The sequence below is a fragment of the Veillonella parvula genome (genome assembly GCF_042850485.1).
GTDB classification, from domain to species: domain Bacteria; phylum Bacillota; class Negativicutes; order Veillonellales; family Veillonellaceae; genus Veillonella; species Veillonella parvula_Q.
The window spans coordinates 197,572-220,415 of the sequence record NZ_AP031417.1 but is presented as its reverse complement, the minus strand read 5'-3'; the positions used below and the strand labels follow the sequence as shown (position 1 = coordinate 220,415).

The following is a 22,844-nucleotide window of genomic DNA, read 5'->3' as shown; positions in this document are numbered from 1 at the left end:
ATATACCATTCCTGCTAGCACGCCATACTATGGCATTGCTATTGTTCTCACAATGTTAGTGAAAGCTTTTATCTTCTCATCGTCCTTCACGCCTTCTGTTTCAATGCCGCTACTGATATCGATGCCGTACGGTCGAACCGTACGAATGGCACGCGCCACATTGGTGCTATCGATACCACCAGCGAGCATAAACGGTCGTTCAAACTCATCTAAGCAAGACCAGTCGAATACTTCACCCATACCGCCCCGCTCGTCTTTGTGATATGCATCAAACAAGAGCATATCAGCACTGCTATCAATCCACGCCTCTGCATCTGCAGCACTGCGGATTTGAACAGCCTTCCAAACCTCTACATTAGTACGTTCTTTTAAGGATTGGATGAAAGCTTCATCTTCATCACCGTGCAATTGCACCGCATCAAGATTGGTTTCTGTAGCAATGCTAACGAGATTATCTAGCGTTTCATTGACAAAAACGCCGACAGTTTTAATCTCATCATTATTAGACTGTTCAGCACCATTGTTATATCTTTTAGTATATTGCTTATGTAGTTCTTCAACTAATGTTTTAGCTTGGTCTACAGTGACTTGTCGTTTACTTGGTGCAAATACAAGGCCCATATAGTCTGGTTTTGCCTCTACTACAGCAGGGATTGTTTCTACCTTTGAAATACCGCACATTTTAACCTTTGGTGTGTAGTAGGTTGGACCATAGAGATATGCTAGTTTCTCCACCTTGTTAGGAGAACGCATGAAGGTTTCCCCCATCAAAGCTACTCCGATATTGTTATCGCGCAAGACTTGGATGTCCTCTGGAGTTTCAAGACCGCTTTCAGATACGAAGATCACATCGTCTTGAACGAGATTGCGCAAGCGCACGCTGTTTTGTACATCTACTGTAAAGTCTTTCAAATTGCGGTTGTTAACGCCGATAATACGCGCACCGCAATCGATGGCCATTTGTACTTCGTGCTCATCATGAGCCTCTACCAAAGAGGACAATCCAAGCGAATCAGCTAGCTCACGGAACTTTGTTAATGTTGGCACATCGAGGCATGCACAGATTAATAAGATGGCACTAGCGCCCCAAACCTTCGCTTGGTAGATTTGGTATTCATCGATGATAAAGTCCTTGCGAAGCACGGGAATTTTTACGGTGCTTGCAATCTCTTGCAAATATTTTTTATCGCCTTTAAAGAAGTCTGGCTCCGTCAAAACCGAGATAGCCGCAGCACCAGCCACTTCATATTCCTTGGCGATGTCTAAATATGGGAAGTGCTCTGCTATGATGCCTTTTGATGGAGATGCCTTCTTTACTTCGCAAATAAAGTTGAAGTCTTGCTGACGAAGGGCTGCTTCAAAAGGAAATCCTGTATCAGATGGTAACGCTAAAGCCGCTGTTTTCACAGCCTCAGGAGACTCCACCTGTTTTTCTTGGGCTACCCGAATTTTGGTAGCCTCTATAATCTTATCTAAAATCAATGGTTACACCTCTTGGGTTGCTTTCACAAACTGTTCTAGTGTAGCAAGTGCCTTGCCAGAATCGATCATGTGTTTCGCCTCTTCGATGCCCTCTGCCAATGTAATGCCGTCTTTCGCAAGGTAAATCGCCATGCCCGCGTTAAGAACAACCGCAGTGCGTTTACCACCTTGTTCACCACCGAGAACGCGACGTGTAATCTCAGCATTCACCGTAGCATCACCACCTTCAAGCTCGGTTTTATCAGCATATTCGAAACCATATTCCTTAGGATCGAATTCGTAGTTTGTGAAGGTACCATTATTAATTTCGCATACGTACGTTTTGTTGGTAGCCGTAATCTCATCAAGGCCGTCAAAGCCGTGTACCACAGCACCGCGTTTAACGCCAAGATTAGCCAATACACGAGCCAATGGTTCTACTAAAGATTTATCGTAAACGCCCATCAACTCAACCGTAGCACCTGCTGGATTTGCCAAAGGTCCAAGGATGTTAAACACAGTACGAACGCCCAACGCCTTACGTACAGGGCCCGCATATTTCATGGCTTGGTGATATACAGGCGCAAACATGAAGCACATATTCGCTTTGTTCAACACCGCCTCATTTTGCTCGCCATTAAGCTCTAATTTAGCACCCAATGCTTCGATTAAGTCAGCAGCACCACATTTACTAGATACACTGCGGTTACCATGCTTTGCTACGGGAATACCTGCTGCGGAAATAATGAACCCAGACGTAGTGGAAATGTTGAACGTATTAGCCTCGTCGCCACCAGTACCTACAATTTCTACAACTGTACCTTCATGAGGTACGGAGCCAGCCTTCTCACGCATAACCTCAGCGAACGCCGTAACCTCATCTACAGTAGGGCCTTTCGCTGCAAGAGCGCACAAGAAACCAGCCATAGGAACCTCGTCTACCTCACCGCTCATAATCTTATTCATTGTATCTTTTGCAAGGTCATAAGATAAATCTTGACCATGCGTTACTGCATATAATGCGTCTTTAATCATTTTAAATCTCCTTTTGAGGATATCTATTAAATTAATACCATTCTACCTAGTCGGTACCGATTGGGTCATGCCCTCAGCCTCCAAGAGGCCACCCCCCGCTATGCGGGGCGCCAAGTCGGCTTCGCACATAACCCAATCGCACCTATCAATAAAATCATACCAATTTAATAGATATCCCTCAAACAAACTATTATCAAATGATCCTGCGCATTATATGGAGTAACGCACAGGTCATTTCTTTATATGGGGTGGGAATGGTGGTGCTACACACCACCTTTTCCTATATTAGGGGTTCTGGTTCGCATATTTTTTAGAAAAATATATCTACAGTTCATGTTATGTATTGTAGAGGGGCTATTATTAGATATTGTCAAAATTGAGTTGGCAGAAAATAAGGTCTTAAGGAACGACTTGGCGGCCCCACATAGTGGGGTGGGTGGCCATCGGAGTTCCGAGAGACCTTATTTTTGCCTCAACGTGTTAATACTTAAAAATAGCCCCTCGAATACCTAAATTAGACAGTAGCTATTTTTCTAGGAAATTGCGAATCATTTGTTCCCCGTTCGGTGTCATGATGGATTCCGGATGGAATTGTACGCCGTAGATTGGATAGTCTTTGTGTTCTACGCTCATTACTTCGCCGTCGTCTGTAATGGATGTAACGATGAGTTCGCTTGGCATGGTTTCGTCAATAATCGCCAAGGAGTGGTAGCGAGCCACTTCAAATTGTTCTGGTACGCCTTTTAGGATTTTGGATGGGTGTACTTGTTTTGCTACGCTTTGTTTACCGTGCATAACTTGTTTTGCGTAGGAAACTGTGCCGCCGAATACTTCGCCGATGGCTTGGTGACCTAGGCATACGCCGAGGATTGGGAATTCACCTTTGCATTCGCGCAATAGGTCTTCATATACGCCCGCATCAGCTGGTCTGCCAGGTCCTGGTGAAAGTATTACATAGTCTGGTTTTAAAGCGCGGATTTCTTCAACTGTTAATTCATCACTGCGGATGACTTTAATATCTGGATCGATAGAGCCTACTAATTGGTATAAATTGAAGGAGAAGCTATCGTAATTATCTATAAGGAGTACCATTATTCTACCTCCTGTGCATTTGTAATTGCGGAAATCATGGATTGACCTTTTATCAAGGTCTCGTTGTATTCACTTTCAGGAACACTATCTCGAACGATACCTGCACCAGCGCGAACATAGACCTTGCCGCCTTTATTCATGGCCATGCGAATGCCGATACATACGTCCATGTTACCAGAGAAATCGATGTAACCTACGGCGCCACCGTATACGCCGCGTGGGCTTTTTTCAAGTTCGTGTAAAATTTCGATAGCACGAATCTTAGGAGCACCAGACAAGGTGCCTGCTGGCAGTGTAGCACCGATAGCATCGAGTGCATCTTTGCCGTCTTGAATCTCGCCGCTTACAGTAGATGTAATGTGAATGACATGGGAGAAACGTTGCAACATATGTAATGCCTCTACTTTTACAGAACCGAATTTAGAAATTTTACCTAAGTCGTTACGCCCAAGGTCAACAAGCATGTTATGTTCAGCCAACTCTTTTTCATCGTTGATGAGTTTTTCTTCAATAGCGAGGTCCTCTGCTTCGTTTTTACCACGGCGCATAGTGCCTGCAATTGGGAAGGTGTACATTTTACCATCTGTCATTTTCACCAAGGTTTCTGGAGAAGCACCTGTGAGCTCTACATCGCCACCAGATAGGTAGAACATATACGGTGATGGATTTAAGGTACGTAACACTCGGTATGCATTTAACAAGCTCCCCTCAAACTCGGCTTCGCGGCGGTTAGATACAACACATTGGAAGATATCCCCTTCCTTGATGTAGTGCTGCGTTTTTTTAACAACTGCTTCAAACTCGTTCTTTGTAAATTCTGAAGTAAATTCTGTTTTAAGGATGCATTTTGGAATGTTAGCCTCTTTACCGTTCACTACGAGGTCAGCAAGAGTTTTCAATTCAAGCTCAGCCTTGTTGTAGTTGCGTTCCAAATCATTTGTGCTGATGTTAGCGATTAAATAGATTTTATTTTTGTAATGGTCGAATGCAATAACCTTATCAAAGAGCATAAGGTCTACATCGTTGACCATCGCAGAATCATCATCTGGCGTTGGGAAGTCCAATGTTGGCTCGATATAACGAATATACTCACAAGCGAAGTACCCTACAAAGCCACCTGTAAAAGTTGGCAGTTCCTCGAGACGTGGGCTCTTGTATTGACTCAAAATATTGCGAATCTCTGCGGCAGGATCAGAACACTCAAAGGTACGTGTTGTACCGTCTTTGATGGTCATTTTATGGTTTTTGCAGAATAGCTCAATCTTAGGATCATAGCCCAAGAAGGAGTAACGGCCCCAATGATTACTATTATCCGCACTTTCAAGCAAGTACGTATGACTGCTCACTTGTTTTAACGCTTTCAACACACTAATCGGTGTGCGTACGTCGGATAAAATTTCCATATATACAGGCACGATATCGTAGCCCGGTGCGATAGCTTTCACACGGTCAAGACAAGGGAAAATCATGAGAACCTCCATCTGGCATTTGCCAATAAAAAAACTCGCCCATGACAATATAACGTCAAGGACGAGTTTATAGTTCTATTCTTATACAATTATTAGAAAATATTTGTATTGTGCTATAAATCGCGGTACCACCTTGTTTGAATGCAGTGCATTCCCCTTTCGCAGGATACTAACATATCCCTCACAATTAACGCTCGTGTGACGTCGCACCATACTAGGAATGAAAGTTCATTCTTTTCCATGCGCCCTCGGTGGTCCATTTAATAAGCTGCGTACTACGGGTTCTCAGCTAATCCCGCTCTCTGTGAGTGCATATCCTATTTTTATCTCCACCTCATCGGTTTCTAACAGGCGAGTATAAAATTATAATCTGATTATAATGTTTCTATAGAATGAAAGTCAAGAAGTTTTAATTTCTGATTGTTGTTCTATTATGGAAATATTATTAGCATACAATCCTATATATTGCTAATAATTCATCAAAACAAGGATGATTTCTTTGCTTTATCCTTGCCTTGCTCAATAAGTTCTTTGACAATAGAGTAGTCATTACTATCTAATTCTTCTAAGCGATTTAAAACAATAAAATCATTCCCATATATGTTAGATAATTCTTCTAATGAGTTAGTATATATACTGAACTTTCCATATGTCTGAACGAAGTCATAATATCTTCCATTCGGAATCTTTATAACTTTAGGATTTATAACATTCATCGTAATAATAGTTATTCCAGACTCTCCATAAAGATATAACTTATCTCCTACTTTGCTATAACTATAAATATTTTGCTCAAACCCATTATCCCGCCACGTATCTTCAAATGTATGATTGGCATGCAATTTATATCTTCCAAAAGTATAATATTTATTATAATCATAGTTAATGAAGATTAATAAAGACTGTGAGACTATTATACCTAACAAAAAAAGTATAGCAATATATTTATACATTATATTTACTCCAATAAAAAAACTAACTTACAGAAAAATCATATGTAGTTTTGTATGCAAACGTTCGTCTATAACCTGATTGTTGTAAAATATAGGCCGCTTCATAAATTCTCAGATATGAAACCAATTCTGCTAACATTTTATCATGATTCCTTATCTATTATAGTAATTAATGTTTTATATAAATCTTATCTACTAATATTGTTTTCCTCTAAACACTAATAGTATACTGAAATTACATATGTTATCAGTTCCCACTGATTATTTTGTGGAAAAGAGAGCCTAAGTTTTATTTTATCCATCAACTACTGGATTCAAGATACCAGTGCAAACGACAAACTTCCTGACTTAATATTGGGGATGAAGTCAAAAAGATATAGAATTACTATTTTTCCGGTACTATAAATTGTACTAAGACTAGTGAAGGAGAGATACTTTGGAAACCTGGAAACGTACGGTGTATATAAGTTTAATATGTGTATTCTGTACATCCTTTGGGGTGAGCCAATTAGCACCTATTCTCCCACTATATTTTCATGATTTAGGAGTTCAAACACCATCGGCTATGTCTCTCTGGTCAGGTTTAGCAACTGGTGCAACCTATTTAATCGTATGTTTAGTGGCACCCTTTTGGGGGCGTGTAGCAGATAAAAAAGGTCGTAAAATCACATTAATACGATCTAGCTTTGGTATGGCTTTATGTAATTTATTGCTCGCCTTTCAAACAACACCTGAAGGGGTTGTAATCATTCGTCTCATACAAGGTTTAGTGAGTGGTTTTTATTCTGCAACCATTACATTAATAGCCTCAGAGTCCCCCATCGAACGAACTGGCTGGGCACTTGGCCTATTAGCTTCGGCCAATCTAGCGGGTTCTCTAATTGGCCCTTTATTAGGTGGTTATATTGCGGATACCATAAGTATTCGCAATGACTTCATCTTGGTTGGTATACTCATGGGTTTAGCTGGATTATTAGCCACTATATTTATCCATGAAAATTATGTACCAAAGCCTAATGTTGAAAAACTGTCTATTAGCAAGCTAAAAGAACAAATTCCTGAATTTAATAGTATTGTAGCATTGTGTATAGCATCATTTATTTATGCTATATGCATCATGTCCTTACAACCTGTTATCTCCGTATATATCAAAGGTATTGTTCCGAGTAACACTGAAAATCTAGCATTTATTGCAGGCGCTGTCTTCTCAGCTATGGGTATTGCTCAATTGATAAGTAGTTCACCGCTCGGTAAGTTAGTTGATAAAATTGGGCCTCGCAAAGTATTAGTCGTATCTCTTATCTATGTAGGCTTATTTAACATTCCTCAAGCCTATGTAACTGATGTTTACCAACTAGCACTCATTCGATTTTTACAAGGCTTCGGCCTAGGTGGTATGCTGCCGGCATTAAATACCTATCTTTCTTCAAAAACGCCTCGTGAGTTTACGGGACAAGTATTCTCCTATAACCAATCAAGTTTATTTCTTGGTTATTTCTTAGGTGCTGTCGGTGGTGCAAGCCTAATGGCTTGGCTAGGTTTTACTACCTTGTTCTGGGTAAGTGGTGGTCTCTTTATAATCTCTGCCCTCTGGATTGGTTTTAAACTCAAATAACACGTATACAAAGCAAAACAAAACCCTTCTATATATCTAATTAGTAAAAGTTATATACTCACGCATATGACTTAATCTAACCAGTATTAGAAGGGTTTTCTTTTACAATATAGTTTTATTAGACTAGAGTAACAATAGCATGATAACTACTGTCGCAATAATACAAGGCACGGCATTGCGTTTCGCCATTTCCATAGGATTGATACCTGCAAGGCCGGCGATGATGATACCTGCACCAGCTACAGGGCTCATACTACGACCGATACCAGCACCCAATTGAGCCATGGAACCGAGTTGCATAATGCCATAACCAAAGTCTGCTGCATGAGGTGTGACAGCACCATTAAAAGCAAGAGCTGCTGCATTACCAGAACCAGAGATAACAGCCAACAAGAATGGACCAAAGGCTGCCCCGATTTGAGCGATTTGTTGAGAGTTCTTCATACCATCGATGAGTGCACTTGTAAGGCCGATGTGTTGCATACCTGCTGTGAAGCACGCTGCAGCAGCCATAAGACCTACTACATCGCACATGCCATCGCCAGTACCGCGGAAGAACTTTTTAACAGCTTCTGCCACATTAGGACGCACGGCAATGATACCAATAGCAGTACCGATGAGCATAGATACAGGGACAGAGATTTCTGGAATCACCGCTACTTGTTTACTGCCAAGTACGAGTAATACAAGAGGAATAATGGGAATGATTGCATAGAAATAATTTACTTTAAACTCTTTGCCTTCCTCTACAGTATCGTTTTTCATTACATACCCGGTATGTTCTTTTTTTACAATAGCCACAATATTAAGCAAAATAGCGGCCACTACGATACCGATAATAGCTTGCATGGAGAAGCTGGCAATAACTGTCATTACGTCTACACCCGCCAGTTGTGCCACTTGAGGATTGAACATAAGGCCTGGACTCAAGGAGCTACCCCATGTACCTAAGAAGATAGCAGAACCAGCCATCGCTGGATGCACACCAGAACGAATTAACGCCGGAATTAATAGCGCACCTACGGCTGCAGCACAGCCGGCTGCAGTCGGTAATGCAATGTTGATCAAAAACGTAATAATAACGGCTGCAGGAATGATAATTTTCGTCATCTTTTTGAGTCCTGCAGAAATGAAATACACCATGTGCTCCGTACATTTTGTATATTCCATAACATAGCTAAAACCTAACACCGTACAGATTGTCGGTACAAGGCCTGGATTCGTAAGTTCTTTCACAAAGGCCGTCGTACCAGCACCAAGCTGCCCACCAATAAGGCACATTAGTAAGCCCGATAATAGTAAAACGAGCCGCGTTTCAAACTGCTTAATAATAGCGATAAATGTCGCTACTACGATAACAATACCTGTAATAACCATAACTCTCCTATCCGTGTACATAGGATGCAAGATAGCTTTATCCCCTCTATAAACGCTTTACACCCAATACACAACTAACAACACTAAATACCATAGTCCTATCTATGTCTTACACCTAATAGACCAAAATATAGTAAAAGTAACCACTTAATGATATACAGTATAATCATATAACTATACAACTACATAACTACATAACTACATAAAGGAGTATTTTAAACAAGCTTTGTTTCTTCCAAGCTAAGTTTTCTAAGTACCTTATCAAGCACGTCCGCACCCGTTACGATATCATCCATTTCAGCAAATTCTGCAGGATTATGACTGATGCCGTCACGACATGGAATAAAGATCATTCCCGTCGGAACCACTTCCGCCCAATGCATTGCATCGTGACCGGCACCGCTCGGCATGGTCATGTACTCTACACCGACAGACTTAACGGCCTCTTCGATTTCTCGAATCATCGCCGGGTGCATCTCCACCGGTTGGTCCTGTGCAATTGTTTCAATTGTATACGATAATCCCCGTTTTTCGGCAGTAATGTCGATAAATTCCTTAACAAGAGTGACTACAGAATCGCGAGCTGCCTTAGATATGCTGCGAATGTCTACCCCTAGCTTTACAGCTCCAGGAATGACATTCATCGCACCAGGCGTAACCTCTACAACACCAACAGTGCCCACCACGGGTGGTTCCTCTTGCATGGATGCAATCTCCTCGATGCCAAGGATGATTTTTGAGGCCCCACACAGAGCATCATGACGCAAGTTCATCGGCGTAGCGCCACTATGGTCGGCATTGCCCCGAATGGTCACATAGAATCTCTCTGGTGCTGCAATACCAGTCACAATGCCAATCGTTTTCCGTTCGTGCTCCAGCACCTTGCCCTGCTCGATATGAATTTCTGTGAAAGACTTTACAGGTCGTTTATATTTCATTATTTCAATCCCATCAGGGTTTAAATTACGACCTTTCAAGGCTTCATACAAGGAAATTCCTTGTTTATCCACCAATCGGTGTAAGTCTTGTACTGTTAATTCACCACGCATAGCCTTACTGCCTAGTGTAGCATTCCCAAAGCGACCGGACTCTTCACACATGAAGTCCACTACAGCAATAGTATGATCATGTTCATAGCCATCATCGATCATGCTACGAATTACTTCAATGGCAGATAACACGCCGACCACACCATCATAATTGCCTCCATTGGGCACGCTATCCGTATGAGAACCCACCATGACAACGGGTAACTCTGGTTTCTTCCCACTCTTATAGCCAATGACATTACCAAAATCGTCTATTTCAATGGATAAACCCGCATCAGTCATGCGGTCTATAATATATTGCCGTCCTGCCCAATCTGCATCGGTGAAAGCAAGGCGATTAATGCCCTCAACAGGTGCCGTCAATTGAGCCATAGCCTCAAAATCCTTAACTAATCGCTCTCGTTGAATCATGTAACACCTCACAATCTATTACAATAATTACTGACAAACCATATGGTGCTAGTACATAAAGCCTATTTTAAATAGTGAGCAGCAATGGTACCTAATGCAACGATACCATTTAGCATATCTTCTTCATCGATATCAAAGAGCGGATTGTGATGCGGTGCTTTAATGGCAGATCCCACAACCATATAGGTCGCTCTACCACCGCGATCGATGACACGATTCAAGAAGTACGCACAGTCTTCACTACCGCCACCGCTGTAATCGAAGGGAACCTCTTTAAAGATCCCAAGTGGTTCCACGATAGCTTGTACTTCACGAGCTAAATCATCGCTGATGCGACCTGCCGGAGTTTCTCCTTGTTTTGTAATTTCAAAGGTACAATCATGCATTTCTGCAGCACCTTTAATAATAGTCTTCGACCGTTCAATCATGTAATCATTAATTTCTGTCGTAGCACCACGAGTTTCTAGTTTAAGAACTGCCACATCAGGCGTCACATTGCGACCTGTACCGCTTTCAAAAACACCTACATTCATGCGAGAAGCCCCTTGACTATGACGAGCGATGGCTTGTAAGTTAAGAACCGCTGTACAGCCGGCGAGCATTGCATTTTGTGCCTTTTCAGGGGAGCCACCAGCATGAGCAGAATAACCGTGGAATACCGCATCAAGTTTTGTAGTGGCTAAGAAGCCATGATCACTACATGCAAAGCAATTGGATAATTTTTCGTTAAACCCAATATGCATGCCGAACATCAAATCTACATCATCTACTACGCCTGCTTCCGCCATCGCTTTAGCACCACGTACACCTTCCTCTGCTGGTTGGAAGATAAGTTTAATTGTGCCTTTGAATTCATCCTTGTGAGTAGCCAAGTATTCGGCAAGACCTAACCCCATCGTCATATGTGCATCATGACCACAGGCGTGCATCGCTTTATCGTGACAAGAACGGAATCCTTTCTTTGTAGGCACATGGTTATCCTCTTTAGCTTCGATGACATCGTTAGAGTCCATGTCTACACGAAATGCTACTACAGAGCCTTCACCACCGAAGTTCATAGTTGCAACAATGGCCGTTTTACCATAGCCCATCTTTTCTACAAGCTCAAGATTTGCACCTTCTTCGATGGCTCGATCCATAGCAGCTTTCATGACCTCATCACTAGGTAAGCCCATACGAGAGTCTAAATCGAGTACATCTGCCCCTAATGCCACATCATAGCCCAAGGAGATAAGCCTATCCGCTACCTTCGCAGCAGAGCGATACTCAAGCCAAGCAGGTTCAGGGTACATATGAAAATCTCGACGCATAGCGATTAACGCATCGCGCCGTTGTTGCACAAAATCTTTTACAGACATAACTACCTCCGTAACAAACTAATAATCCTGTATACATTTACTATATGAATAGATAGGTAAATAGTCAACTAAATGGAGCATGTATACAGTATCTAAAATATAATTGTATGTTATAACAAAAAACACATATACCACAAAACGGTTTCTGTGATATATGTGTGCTTATCAATTTATTCTAATATTGTTTTATTCAGTTTTGCCAGCACTTCTCGTTTAATAGTTCGTTGTCTATCCCAGGCAATGATAATAACGGTGGCAATAATCATAGCCATACCAATTAGCCCCAATAGGCTAAATTCATTTCCTAAAAAAGCCCACCCAAAGAAAGCCGCCGAAATAGGTTCAATAGATGACAAAATAGATCCTGGTACGGCCCCAATTCTTTTAACCCCTTCTAAATAGGCATTAAAAGATACGATCGTACCAAGGAATATAACATTGAAACAACCAATTACAGTCCATACATCCCACGTCGCATAAGAATTTGGTTGATGGAATAATATAGCCGCAACAATACCGCTAATAAGCATTCCGAATCCTACAATAGGCAATGTGCCATATTTGTTGAGTAAATCAACGGGAGAAATGCTATATACGGCTACACCCACAGCAGATAAAAGCCCCCATACGAGAACCATTAAAGGGAAGCTTTCAATAGAAAGGCCATCATCATTTCCCATTAAACAAATAGTCCCCACTAAAGCCAGTATAACAGAAACCATCTCACCTTTGGATGGTCGTTTACCATAGCGTACCAGCAGGTAAATAATAATCATAGACGGCGCCAGATATTGTAATACCGTTGCAATGCCAGCTCCAGCTAAAGCAATGGATCTGAAATATGTATATTGGCATAATGCCATTCCAAATACGCCAAAAACAATGAGCCCTAGCGTATCCTTTACACTATGAAATACATTAAAGATAGAGTTTCCAAATCTAAACCATGCATAAATAACAGTTAGTAAACCTGCTGTAATCAATCGCATAGTTACTAGCCATTCCAAATTCATATCTCTAAAATTGCTTAAGAACTGTACGGATGCACCAGATACACCCCATAAAACAGCGCCTAATAGAGTTATAATAACACCAATAACTTCATATTGTTTCATGCTAGTCACCGAGCAAAGATACGTGAACTTTCACAACCACCTTACGGATTTTGATAGGTTTATCGTTTACGGCGAGTAAGGGTCGATGAACATCAGCGGGGAAGAATACAGTATAGTACCCTTCTGGGCAATGGATTTGCCCTTCATCAACGGCTTCATTAGAATAGAAATAGCAATCTCGCTCCGGATAGGACTCCACAGGTTTAACGAGACCTTTATCTACGAAAAAGCCCATGTTTTCCTCGCCGCTCACCATAAATTGAATATCTACATAATTACGATGCGATTCTGGTTTTGTAGCTTCAAATAGTTTTGTTTCTACATCATCTACGTTGGCATACATCATGTCACCCTCGATGGCATGACGCCCTCCAGGCAACGCTTTCAAATCTGTGTTTTTCAAGAAATCTAAAGCACGCACGATGGCTTTAGGATAGCCCATTTTTGTATAATCTGCGGTAATACTAGAGAAAAACATACACAATCCTTTCACAATATCTATGGATATGGCACCACAATAAACCAATTATATTACCTTTTATGTTAGCACATATATACATAAAGGACTAGCTATTCTCTTATGTAAAAGCCCTCCATACGCTACATATATGGAGGGCCTCAGTAAAATACTATTCAAATTTATGACTTACGTCAATTATTACACTATGAAATTGTTACAGTATTAAATTGTTACATTATGCAATTGTCTATTCAGTTGTAGTGATTCAAACTGTATTAAATACAGCATGTGGCCATTACCTTATTCTTGGGTTTTATGAGCAGCGATAATTTCTTCCGCTTGCTTATGTGGAACCTCTTCATAGGTATAGAACTGACGGTTAAATACGCCTTGTCCTTGTGTAATGGAGCGCAATGCAGTCACATAATCGGACATTTCAGCCAATGGTACTTGTGCTTTAACAACGGAAATACCGGTTCTTTCACTTTGTTCCATGCCTAATACACGACCTCGACGGCTATTCAAATCACCCATGATGTCGCCCATGAAAGAATCTGGCGCAAACACGTTGACTTCATAGATTGGTTCTAATAGGACTGGTTTCGCCTTAGGAATCACATCCTTGATAGCCTGTGACGTAGCTACTTTAAATGCTAACTCTGAGGAGTCTACGCTGTGGTAAGATCCATCCAAGAGTGTCACTTGCACGCCAATCATAGGATATCCTGCAATTAGGCCTTTATCTAGGGTTTCTTTGGCACCCTTTTCCACTGCTGGTATGTATTGTTTAGGTACAGCACCACCAAAAATTTTGTCTACGAATGCAAATTCGCTACCATCATATAATGGATCCACTTGAATCTTAACGTGACCATATTGACCATGACCGCCACTTTGTTTCTTATACTTAGACTCGGTTTCAGCAGAGCCTTTAATGGTTTCGCGGTATGGAATATATGGAGCCACAAGTTTAGCTTGTACGCCGTATTTACGGTCCATTTTATTGAGGATATGCTCAAGATGTACTTCGCCCATACAATCAATTTGTAATTGGCGAGCTTCAGCATTTTTCACTACTACGCAAGTAGGATCTTCTTCTGCCACTTTAAGAACAGCACTAGCTAATTTTTCCTCCTCACCTTTTTTCACTGGCTCCATAGCCACAGTGTATAGAGGTTGAGGAAAACGGATAGCATCGTATGTCACTTTAAAGTCAGGAGCCGTTAATGTATCACCGGTCTTAGCATTAGCCAATTTCGGTATCACTACGATATCGCCAGCTTTTGCAGCAGATACAGGGATTTGTTGCTTCCCGATAAGGGTAACCATCTTGCCCCATTTTTCTTCTACACCTTGGTTTACATCATAAAGGCGATCGCCTTCTTTCAGTTCACCAGAGAAGATACGTACAAAGCTTTGTTTGCCTGCGAATGGGTCTAACAATGTTTTAAATACGAATGCAGTTAATGGTTTATCTACATGTACAACACATTGTTCGCCGGTTTCCGCATCAGTTGCGGTCATCACTTTTTTAGTTGCATCCGGCATGTAACGGATCATACGATCCAATACTTGATCTAAGCCAATACGAGATGTGGCACTGCCACACATGATTGGGCACACACGGCCACTAATCATCCCTTCACGCAAGCCTTGGCGGATTTCCTCTAAGGATAATTCTTCGCCTTCTAAATATTTTTCCAACAACTCATCGCTACCTTCAGCCGCGGCTTCTACGGTCATTTCCCGAATTTCTTGAGCCTTTTCGATAAGGTGAGCTGGTACAGCGACCTCTGTTGGTTGGCCGTCCTTATAAGTAAACGCGGTCATTTTCGCTACGTCTACAACGCCTTCAAAATCGGCACCTTCACCGATAGGAATCTGCAATGGCATAATGCCTTTGCCAAATAATTCCCGCATTCTTTCAATAGTGCCAAAGAAGTCAGCACCATCGACATCCATTTTATTGATAAATGCCATGCGAGGCATTTGTAATTCAACTGCATAATCCCATGCGCGAACTGTGTCAGTTTCTACACCAGATGTGGAGGATAGCACCATCAACATACCATCACAAGCACGCAAAGCGGCACGAACTTCGCCATGGAATTCGTTATAGCCTGGAGTGTCTATGAAGTTAACCTTATGGTCATGCCACTCACATGGCGCCATGCCCAATTGAATAGTTACATTACGTTTAATTTCTTCCGGTTCAAAGTCCATAATATGTTTATTATCTTGACCTTTACCTACGAAATCAACCGCACCAGAAGTTAACAACAAGGATTCAACAAGAGCTGTTTTACCCGCACCATCGTGGGAAACAACAGCAACGTTTCTAATTTTATCACTACTGTACTCTTTCATTGGAATCGCCTCCTTACTGGCAAATTACGGCTTTGCTAATACATTTCGACACTACAATAAAAAAATCCTCTTTTTCTGAGAAAAATTTCTTAGAAAAAAAGGATTATATAATAAGACTAAATTATAACGAAAATTTTAGTATTCCTATATAGATCCTAAACTTAATTAAATTATTAATAAGACTTTATCGGTATATCCTATATATAGATGGGACTAGTGCCCTCACAAAGTTATAAAAAAGACGGTCTGTACTTGTGTAGCGACATTAGGAACGAGGAGCAAGCAAGTATAGACCGTCTTTTTTAATTAAGTTGTCGTTATGTAACGGGGCCCCATCTATATATAGGCAATACTAAGGACAAAGATATAGTCAACTAAATAATTTAGTTCGAACATAGAATACTAAAATTCTCCCGTCCGTTTGCCGTAGTGTTTAGAGTCCCCATTTTGTTTCCAACCCACTGTATCACCGATAGACATTACGCGGCGCGTCAAGCAGTCTTTACATTGTTCTGCATTGTCGTCCACGCAAGGTTTATTATCGTATAGCAAATATTTCGCACGGTGTTCAGGAATGGTAATAATAGGCATTAGGATATTTGCACCTGCGGCTAAACCTTTTTCACGGCCTAGTTTATCTAGTGCTTGTAAGGCAGTAGTTGCCGCAATGTTTACGTCTTTCAAAAATAAACGTGTTAAGGCAATCATCTTGAGCCCTAGTTGAACGCGGCGCAATTTACCTACTTCATCATCAATGCCCATCGCTAACGCTTCTTGGCCTAAAGGCGTATCATGATGCACCACATAAGGGCCCATGCCGATCATGTCGATATCCATATCGCGATAGAACAAGATATCATTCACAAGATCTTCTTCTGTTTGACCAGGTAGGCCAATCATAACGCCTGTACCTACTTGGAAGCCTACGCGGCGCAAACGACGTAAGCATTCTACGCGCGTCTCAAAGGAGTGCAATTCATCACGAGGATGAATCTTATGGTATAAATCTGTATTGGTTGTTTCAATGCGTAATAAATAACGACTCGCACCAGCTTCACGCATGCGGCGGTACACCTCTTCGCTTTGTTCCCCTACGCACATTGTAATGCCTAGAGAACCATCGCCAATGGCTTTAATGTCGCGAATTAAATCCACAACATAGTCCACAAAGGCATCATCACAGCGTTCACCAGATTGGAGTGTAATGGAACCATATTCATGATCGTATGCCCACTGTGCCATCTTGATGATATCTTCGCGATTCATATCAAAGCGTTCCGTCTTATCGTTTTCACGACGGATGCCACAGTAATTACAATTCTTAATGCATCGGTTCGAGAACTCAATGAGGCCGCGATAGTATGCTACAGGCTTTACATATTTTGCCTTCACTTCGTAGGCCTTTTTATATATCAACTGCAACTGTTCTTCATCAGTTACAGACATGAGAAATCGCAATTCCTCCTCGGTCAGCCATTCATCACCGACGAGGTCTTTTGCAAGAATGTCTTGCACTTGCAAACAATCACTTCCTTTCGTAACGAACCGTCATCGATTCGCTTGGTATGGTAATGGATTCAATGTCAGAAACACAAATAAATCCATTGACTTCGCGCGGCAAGTCCCGCACATGTTTCACTTGTCGAGTTAAACATTCATGAGCCATCACACCGCGACTCATTTTGGAGGACGTACTCATCTGCTTAAACGTATCGCCCCGTAATTCCCAAAATTCAACGGTTACCACCTTTGGATGATTCACCATTTTTGCATATTCTTTAGAGGCTAGGTTTAGAATCCAATCTTCCTTGTAAAAGTATACATCCACCGCATCACGCCATGTATCGTATAGATTAATGCCCACCTTATCGACCATATCGAGTCGATAGTCGCGCACTCCCATATTAGGTTCAACAATGCCGTATAATGCAGACAGCACAACGAGATGGCTTTCACCAAAGGTCTTGGCTTCATCAGATAAGTTCGACCAGTCCAAATATTTGAAAGCAATGCCATCATAACTTTCACAGGCACGACCTACGGGATGAGCCTCAAAGGACTGATAAAAATCAAAAAGAGCTTGCGCCTTATCAGCCTTTAGCTTTAGCGCCTTTCCAAGAGCTATTACATCAAGGGATTGTACATGTGTTACAATTTCTTTCGTGATGTTCGGCTGAAATTGGCCGTCTCGGACTGCATGATGTACTGCCTCAGCGTTGCTAGCAACATCGGCAATCGTTTTTGTCTTACTAGGAGAGAGGACGATTTTCATGGGATAATTCCGCCTTAATAGATTCCTCTGTCAAATTGTCGATCAATTCAGGGTTCCACAACATGAGAGGCACCGCCACTACGTGGCTTGCTTTCAATTCTTTACATAATTTAATGCATTCTTTGAGATAATTAGAATCTTCATCTACAAGATCACATACGATAACCACGTGACGACCTTTAAGATTTACACCTTCGTAATCGATGCTTTCAGCAGATACTGTGAGCATGCCTGTTTCCAAGCGGCCTTCGCTCATGTCGTTTAAACGAGACATCAATACATGCTCAAGCATAGTAGATACAGGTGTCACTACGCGGCCAATGCCGATAAAAGCCTCAGGTTGTGCATGAACGATAACTGTTTTCTTACGTTTATCCGTTCTGAACTCAATAAGAGCTTTTTCTAAAGCGCCAAAAAATACAAATAACTGCCAAGGATCAAAAGAGCCTGTTTGGAACATATCGATAACAGAACCATCCTCATCCATATTGAGGCGCGTCAATAACTCTTCAGCAATGTCGTTAACCACAACACTAAAATCAGATTGTATTGTCTCTTGTACGTTGATTTCCTTTGCCATTAGGGCCTCCTAGTTTTCCATATATCACACTGCTAAGGAATACTCCCAACAGATATTATATTATCCTTAAAAATATTATTCTTATATAATACTATTCTTAATTGTACCATATTTTATACCCCTCTTGGGTATTCAAAGATACGCTTTTCACATAATAGATACGTTAGTAACATGACAAAAGGACCGCCATAGCGGTCCTTTGCATTTTAATTTTGTATTCTAATGTTGTACTCTAATATTATACTCTAATATTGTACTCTAATGCTGTATTCTAATTATGATTTTATAATAAACCTTTTGGTAACTAACAAAGAATATTCTATTAGCCTACAATCAATAAGTAGATATTCATGATCGTAACGATGATACCTATGCTCCATAAGAGAATATTTGTAAATTTACGGTTTGCGTATTCTCCCATGACCTTGCGGCTACTCGTCATGTAAAGTTGCAAGAAGATGGTGATTGGTAATTGCAAGCTCAAGAACATTTGAGAGAACAATAATGCTTGGAAGGAATCTGTAATAAACACGATCAACAATAATGCTGGAACATATGTTAGTGCCAAGCCTAATCGCGTATGGAAGTCTTTCATATCGTAAGACTCGCCAAACATTCCTGCAAAGATACTTGCCCCCGCCATACCTGCCGTAGCGGATGAGGCAAAACCTGCAAATAACAATGCTATTGCAAAAATAATACCCGCTGCGGGTCCAATGAGTGGTCGCAACAACTCTTCAGCCTGTTCAAGCTCTGTTACTTCAATTCCATGAGCAAAGAAGACAGCCGCCGCCAATATAATCATGGCGGAGTTAATCATCCACCCAATCCCCATAGATAACAAAGTATCGAGGAATTCATAGCGCAACTGCCGTTTCATAATCGCTGGGTCTTGTGTATTAAACTGGCGACTTTGGATGATTTCAGAGTGTAAAAACAAGTTGTGAGGCATAATTACGGCCCCTAATATACTCAAAATAACGAGCATCGATGTATTAGGAATATTAGGATCCACCCAACCGATACCAGCCGCTGCCCAATCCACATTGACCATATTTACCTCAACGAGGTACGCCAACGCGATGAGGGACACAAAGCCAGCAATGATTCGCTCTAATTTACGATAGGAGTTCGTAATGAGCATGACCGTACAGATAAGAGCCGTCAGACTACTGCCTATCAAGATAGGAATACCAAAGAGCATCTTCAAGGCGATAGCGGCACCAATAAACTCAGCCAAGGCCGTCGCTGCCGCCGCAATTCCTGCCGTGCTAAGCACAAAGCGAGATGCATAACGCGGTAAGAATTCATAGGCACATTCCGACAAGCATTGACCGCGTACAATGCCTAAATGTGCCACATTATGCTGTAATAAAATGAGCATAATCGTAGATAGTGTGACTACCCACAATAATTCGTAACCATAACTGGCTCCAGCTGCCAAGTTAGCGGCCCAGTTGCCTGGATCGATAAATCCAACGGTTACGATTATACCAGGTCCTATATATTTAAAGACATCACTTACCTGTTGCTTACCGTTTTGATGGACAGTAAACAATTGTTTCTTTAAAAAATCAATCATTATAACCCCTTACCAAGAGTTATAGAGTGAACGTCATCTCCGTCTGCATACGAGCATCTGTTTTAGACTTTTTATCCTTGGAATCAGCGTAACGAATACGCACTTGATTATTTACCTTAACGCGAGAATCATCAATTTTAAATTTCTTCATTTTATCTTTGATCTGTTCATCTGTTAAAGCCCGTTCTTCCGGTTTTGCTACTTCATCGCCAGCCTTATCAAGGGCCTCTTGTTGATCCTTGGATACTTGATAGGTCTTACCAGATTTTTTAGCCCTTTCAGCACGCTTTTCATCTAGTTTTTGACGGCGCTCATCAGTAGCTTTTTTATCGCGAGCAATACGGTAATCCATTACATCACGCATATTTTCTTGGTAAATACGCAATGCATACTCTCGATCATTGTCGTTCATTTGCTCACGTTTTGTGACTACCTCATCGATAAGCGGCATAAGCTCATCCTTTGTGTAGCTAGCACCATCAAAAGTAAATCCGTGAGTATCTGTAATAGCACCATGTTTAATGAGCCTTTGTAACGCTGTATATGTCCAATCATTAGGCGTAATAACATCTGAGTTCACATGCTGTTGTCCTTTACTAGAACTACTAACAGCCTCTACATCAGCACTTACGCCATCCACCATAGGACGTGCACTTGGGATGGCAATACTTTCAGCATGACTAAACCCAACAGACGCAACAAGGCATAATGCACTAATGCCTAACGCTCGACGGATACGATTCATTTGACGTGTATGTTTTGTATTCATAAGAGTCTCCTTAAAATTACATTTTATACAATCTATTATATGAAACCCCTAGACATACGTCAACTCTATAACCTTACACACCTGTGTCATTCAATACTAATAAGGCCTTGGACTCACTCGAATCCTCACAAATTAGGCCTATATAAATAATATAATAAATCACTATATTATACAAAAAGACCCCACATCGAGTGATGTGAGGTCTTTACATGGCGGAGGATTAGGGATTCGAACCCTAGCGACGGTAACCCGCCCTAACGATTTAGCAAACCGTCCTCTTCAGCCTCTTGAGTAATCCTCCATGCTTTACTGGGTAATCATATCATACCCAATAAGGCATTGTCAATCGTCTTATTTCAGCATAGATTCGATGAACCAGATCTGTTTTACATAGTATGCAACGTGATCTTCCATCATGCTTACGAGCAAGAAATCACCTTCTTCATCAGCTGCTGCACGAATTGCTACAGCTTGATCATTCATGTATTTAAAATCCTTAAGAAGGATATCAATTACCTTTGCTTGAGGAATGTCTTCTTGTCCCAATTCTTCGATTTTAGTCAATTTTGCGTATTCTGCAGAATTTACCAACGGAAATTGACCTTGCATTTTCACATGTTCTGCTACGGCATCAAAGTATTCAAAGGCTTCATCATAAATGGATTCCAAGTATTCATGAATAGATTTGAATTGCGGACCAGTTACATTGAAGTGTAGGTTATGTAATTTTACATTCCATACGGAAAGATCTGCTAAATATTGATTTACTTGTTGTACGTTTTTCATAATAAAACTCCTTTTTTCACTTAATTCTCAATTATAGTTTATTCTAAAAGCAGAACAAACACAGTTGGCTTCTACGCCATCAATTCGTTTATTTAATTTATAATCAATATTGATTATATTTATATTTTACCAATAATGATTTTCCATGTCAATATATGAATAGATATTTTTGTATAAAAGTTTAATGAAAACATTATAACCATACTAAATCAAACATATCCCCAATCCAATCCAATACAATACAATCCATACCAAATCTAAATCCAATAATTCATAGAATCATATTTCTACGAATCATAAAAACCTCTAACTACTAGTTAATCTAATAATTAGAGGCTTGTATGATTCTATATTCAATATGACTCTATATTAAAATGAGTATATATTAAATACATTTTTATATTAAATATAGTATTCTATGTAATTATCAGGAATTTTCTTCTCCTCTGCTTGTGCAGCAGTTGCATTACGACTAGGTTTACGGACATACATATTTTCTGGATCTGTTTCAAAGATTACCATATCCTTAGGAATATCATGTTTAATAACGAGATTACAACCGATCTTCGTGCGCGCCCCAATCGTAATATCCCCTAAGATTTTTGTACCCGTACCGATGAGTACATCATCTTCAATGGTCGGATGGCGCTTTACCTTTTTAGAAGACATCCCACCTAGTGTTACTTGATGGAACAAGGTTACATTATCGCCTACAATAGCCGTTTCACCAATAACAACCCCCATACCGTGATCGATAAAGAGACCGCGACCAATCGTCGCACCTGGATGGATTTCAATGCCCGTCACATGCCGAGAATGGAGAGCCACACGACGAGCCAAGATGGGCCACCCCGCCTTATATAAACGGTGGGCAAAGAAGTGCCAGAACAAAGCCGTAATATGAGGATATGTCCATATAACCATCCATACACTTGTGGCAGCTGGGTCAGAATCCATTACGCGCTTAATATTATATTGAATTTTGCCCCATAATTTGCGCAAACCTTGCATCATAGTGACTCCATCTCAAATAACTCTACTTAACATTCTACAAAAATATAGATATATCTAGTATACAACATATTTGGTCTAT

General features: G+C 40.9%; 19 protein-coding genes and 1 tRNA gene. 1 reads left to right on the top strand and 19 read right to left on the bottom strand.

The features are described from left to right. Positions 1–27: 27 nt before the first annotated feature. The 5 genes from trpCF to ACGHIY_RS00825 form a co-directional block, all read right to left on the bottom strand. Positions 28–1,482 (bottom strand): bifunctional indole-3-glycerol-phosphate synthase TrpC/phosphoribosylanthranilate isomerase TrpF, encoded by a 1,455-nt coding sequence (gene trpCF / locus ACGHIY_RS00845; RefSeq protein ID WP_287551313.1) that lies wholly within the window; start codon positions 1,480–1,482, stop codon positions 28–30. A 3-nt stretch (positions 1,483–1,485) separates the two neighbouring features. Beyond that, positions 1,486–2,496: an anthranilate phosphoribosyltransferase gene (gene trpD / locus ACGHIY_RS00840; protein ID WP_390525584.1), complete on the bottom strand. Its 1,011-nt coding sequence runs from the start codon at positions 2,494–2,496 to the stop codon at positions 1,486–1,488. Between the two features lie 525 nt (positions 2,497–3,021). Further along, entirely contained in the window at positions 3,022–3,588 is a 567-nt protein-coding gene (locus ACGHIY_RS00835) for an aminodeoxychorismate/anthranilate synthase component II (RefSeq protein ID WP_119206233.1), read from the bottom strand. Then, a complete protein-coding gene (locus tag ACGHIY_RS00830) occupies positions 3,588–5,057 on the bottom strand; it encodes an anthranilate synthase component I family protein (protein WP_287517353.1) in 1,470 nt (489 codons plus the stop codon). The genes ACGHIY_RS00835 and ACGHIY_RS00830 overlap by 1 nt, the downstream gene beginning before the upstream one ends. Before the next feature lie 479 nt (positions 5,058–5,536). Next, positions 5,537–6,010, bottom strand: a complete 474-nt coding sequence (locus ACGHIY_RS00825) for a hypothetical protein (protein WP_287517354.1) — start codon at positions 6,008–6,010, stop codon at positions 5,537–5,539. Between the two features lie 436 nt (positions 6,011–6,446). On the opposite strand from ACGHIY_RS00825, the gene ACGHIY_RS00820 reads away from it, so the two are divergent. Beyond that, positions 6,447–7,625 (top strand): MFS transporter, encoded by a 1,179-nt coding sequence (locus ACGHIY_RS00820; RefSeq protein WP_287517355.1) that lies wholly within the window; start codon positions 6,447–6,449, stop codon positions 7,623–7,625. Positions 7,626–7,748: 123 nt separating this feature from the next. Here the strand turns inward: ACGHIY_RS00820 and dcuC are convergent, their stop codons facing one another. The 14 genes from dcuC to epsC all read right to left on the bottom strand — a co-directional run bounded on the left by dcuC (position 7,749) and on the right by epsC (position 22,765). Beyond that, positions 7,749–9,002: a C4-dicarboxylate transporter DcuC gene (dcuC, locus tag ACGHIY_RS00815; RefSeq protein WP_287517356.1), complete on the bottom strand. Its 1,254-nt coding sequence runs from the start codon at positions 9,000–9,002 to the stop codon at positions 7,749–7,751. Positions 9,003–9,217: 215 nt separating this feature from the next. Further along, on the bottom strand, positions 9,218–10,462 hold the full coding sequence (locus ACGHIY_RS00810; protein WP_287517358.1) for a M20 family metallo-hydrolase: 1,245 nt from the start codon (positions 10,460–10,462) through the stop codon (positions 9,218–9,220). Positions 10,463–10,524: 62 nt separating this feature from the next. Further along, positions 10,525–11,820 carry an amidohydrolase gene (locus tag ACGHIY_RS00805; RefSeq protein ID WP_278467109.1) on the bottom strand — a complete coding sequence of 432 codons (1,296 nt, stop codon included), beginning with the start codon at positions 11,818–11,820 and terminating at the stop codon, positions 10,525–10,527. A gap of 170 nt (positions 11,821–11,990) precedes the next feature. Next, complete coding sequence (locus tag ACGHIY_RS00800; RefSeq protein ID WP_287517360.1) at positions 11,991–12,935, bottom strand: DMT family transporter; 945 nt, start codon at positions 12,933–12,935, stop codon at positions 11,991–11,993. Position 12,936: 1 nt separating this feature from the next. Continuing rightward, positions 12,937–13,413 carry a YhcH/YjgK/YiaL family protein gene (locus ACGHIY_RS00795; protein ID WP_123138348.1) on the bottom strand — a complete coding sequence of 159 codons (477 nt, stop codon included), beginning with the start codon at positions 13,411–13,413 and terminating at the stop codon, positions 12,937–12,939. A 282-nt stretch (positions 13,414–13,695) separates the two neighbouring features. Continuing rightward, positions 13,696–15,762, bottom strand: a complete 2,067-nt coding sequence (fusA, locus tag ACGHIY_RS00790; RefSeq protein WP_287517361.1) for an elongation factor G — start codon at positions 15,760–15,762, stop codon at positions 13,696–13,698. Between the two features lie 402 nt (positions 15,763–16,164). After that, positions 16,165–17,283, bottom strand: a complete 1,119-nt coding sequence (gene hydE, locus ACGHIY_RS00785; protein WP_215676241.1) for a [FeFe] hydrogenase H-cluster radical SAM maturase HydE — start codon at positions 17,281–17,283, stop codon at positions 16,165–16,167. 4 nt (positions 17,284–17,287) lie between these two features. Continuing rightward, entirely contained in the window at positions 17,288–18,034 is a 747-nt protein-coding gene (locus tag ACGHIY_RS00780; RefSeq protein ID WP_120055848.1) for a YaaA family protein, read from the bottom strand. Next, positions 18,012–18,614 (bottom strand): hypothetical protein, encoded by a 603-nt coding sequence (locus tag ACGHIY_RS00775; RefSeq protein ID WP_287517362.1) that lies wholly within the window; start codon positions 18,612–18,614, stop codon positions 18,012–18,014. The genes ACGHIY_RS00780 and ACGHIY_RS00775 overlap by 23 nt, the downstream gene beginning before the upstream one ends. Positions 18,615–18,936: 322 nt before the next feature. Continuing rightward, positions 18,937–20,196, bottom strand: coding sequence for an Nramp family divalent metal transporter (locus ACGHIY_RS00770; RefSeq protein ID WP_118091105.1), 1,260 nt, complete (start codon positions 20,194–20,196; stop codon positions 18,937–18,939). 19 nt (positions 20,197–20,215) lie between these two features. Beyond that, complete coding sequence (locus ACGHIY_RS00765) at positions 20,216–20,965, bottom strand: hypothetical protein (protein ID WP_120055852.1); 750 nt, start codon at positions 20,963–20,965, stop codon at positions 20,216–20,218. 210 nt (positions 20,966–21,175) lie between these two features. After that, a tRNA-Ser gene (locus ACGHIY_RS00760) sits at positions 21,176–21,266 on the bottom strand. Positions 21,267–21,316: 50 nt separating this feature from the next. Beyond that, positions 21,317–21,751 carry a DNA starvation/stationary phase protection protein gene (locus ACGHIY_RS00755; RefSeq protein WP_004697769.1) on the bottom strand — a complete coding sequence of 145 codons (435 nt, stop codon included), beginning with the start codon at positions 21,749–21,751 and terminating at the stop codon, positions 21,317–21,319. Positions 21,752–22,153: 402 nt separating this feature from the next. Continuing rightward, positions 22,154–22,765, bottom strand: a complete 612-nt coding sequence (gene epsC, locus ACGHIY_RS00750; protein WP_120055854.1) for a serine O-acetyltransferase EpsC — start codon at positions 22,763–22,765, stop codon at positions 22,154–22,156. Positions 22,766–22,844: the final 79 nt, after the last annotated feature.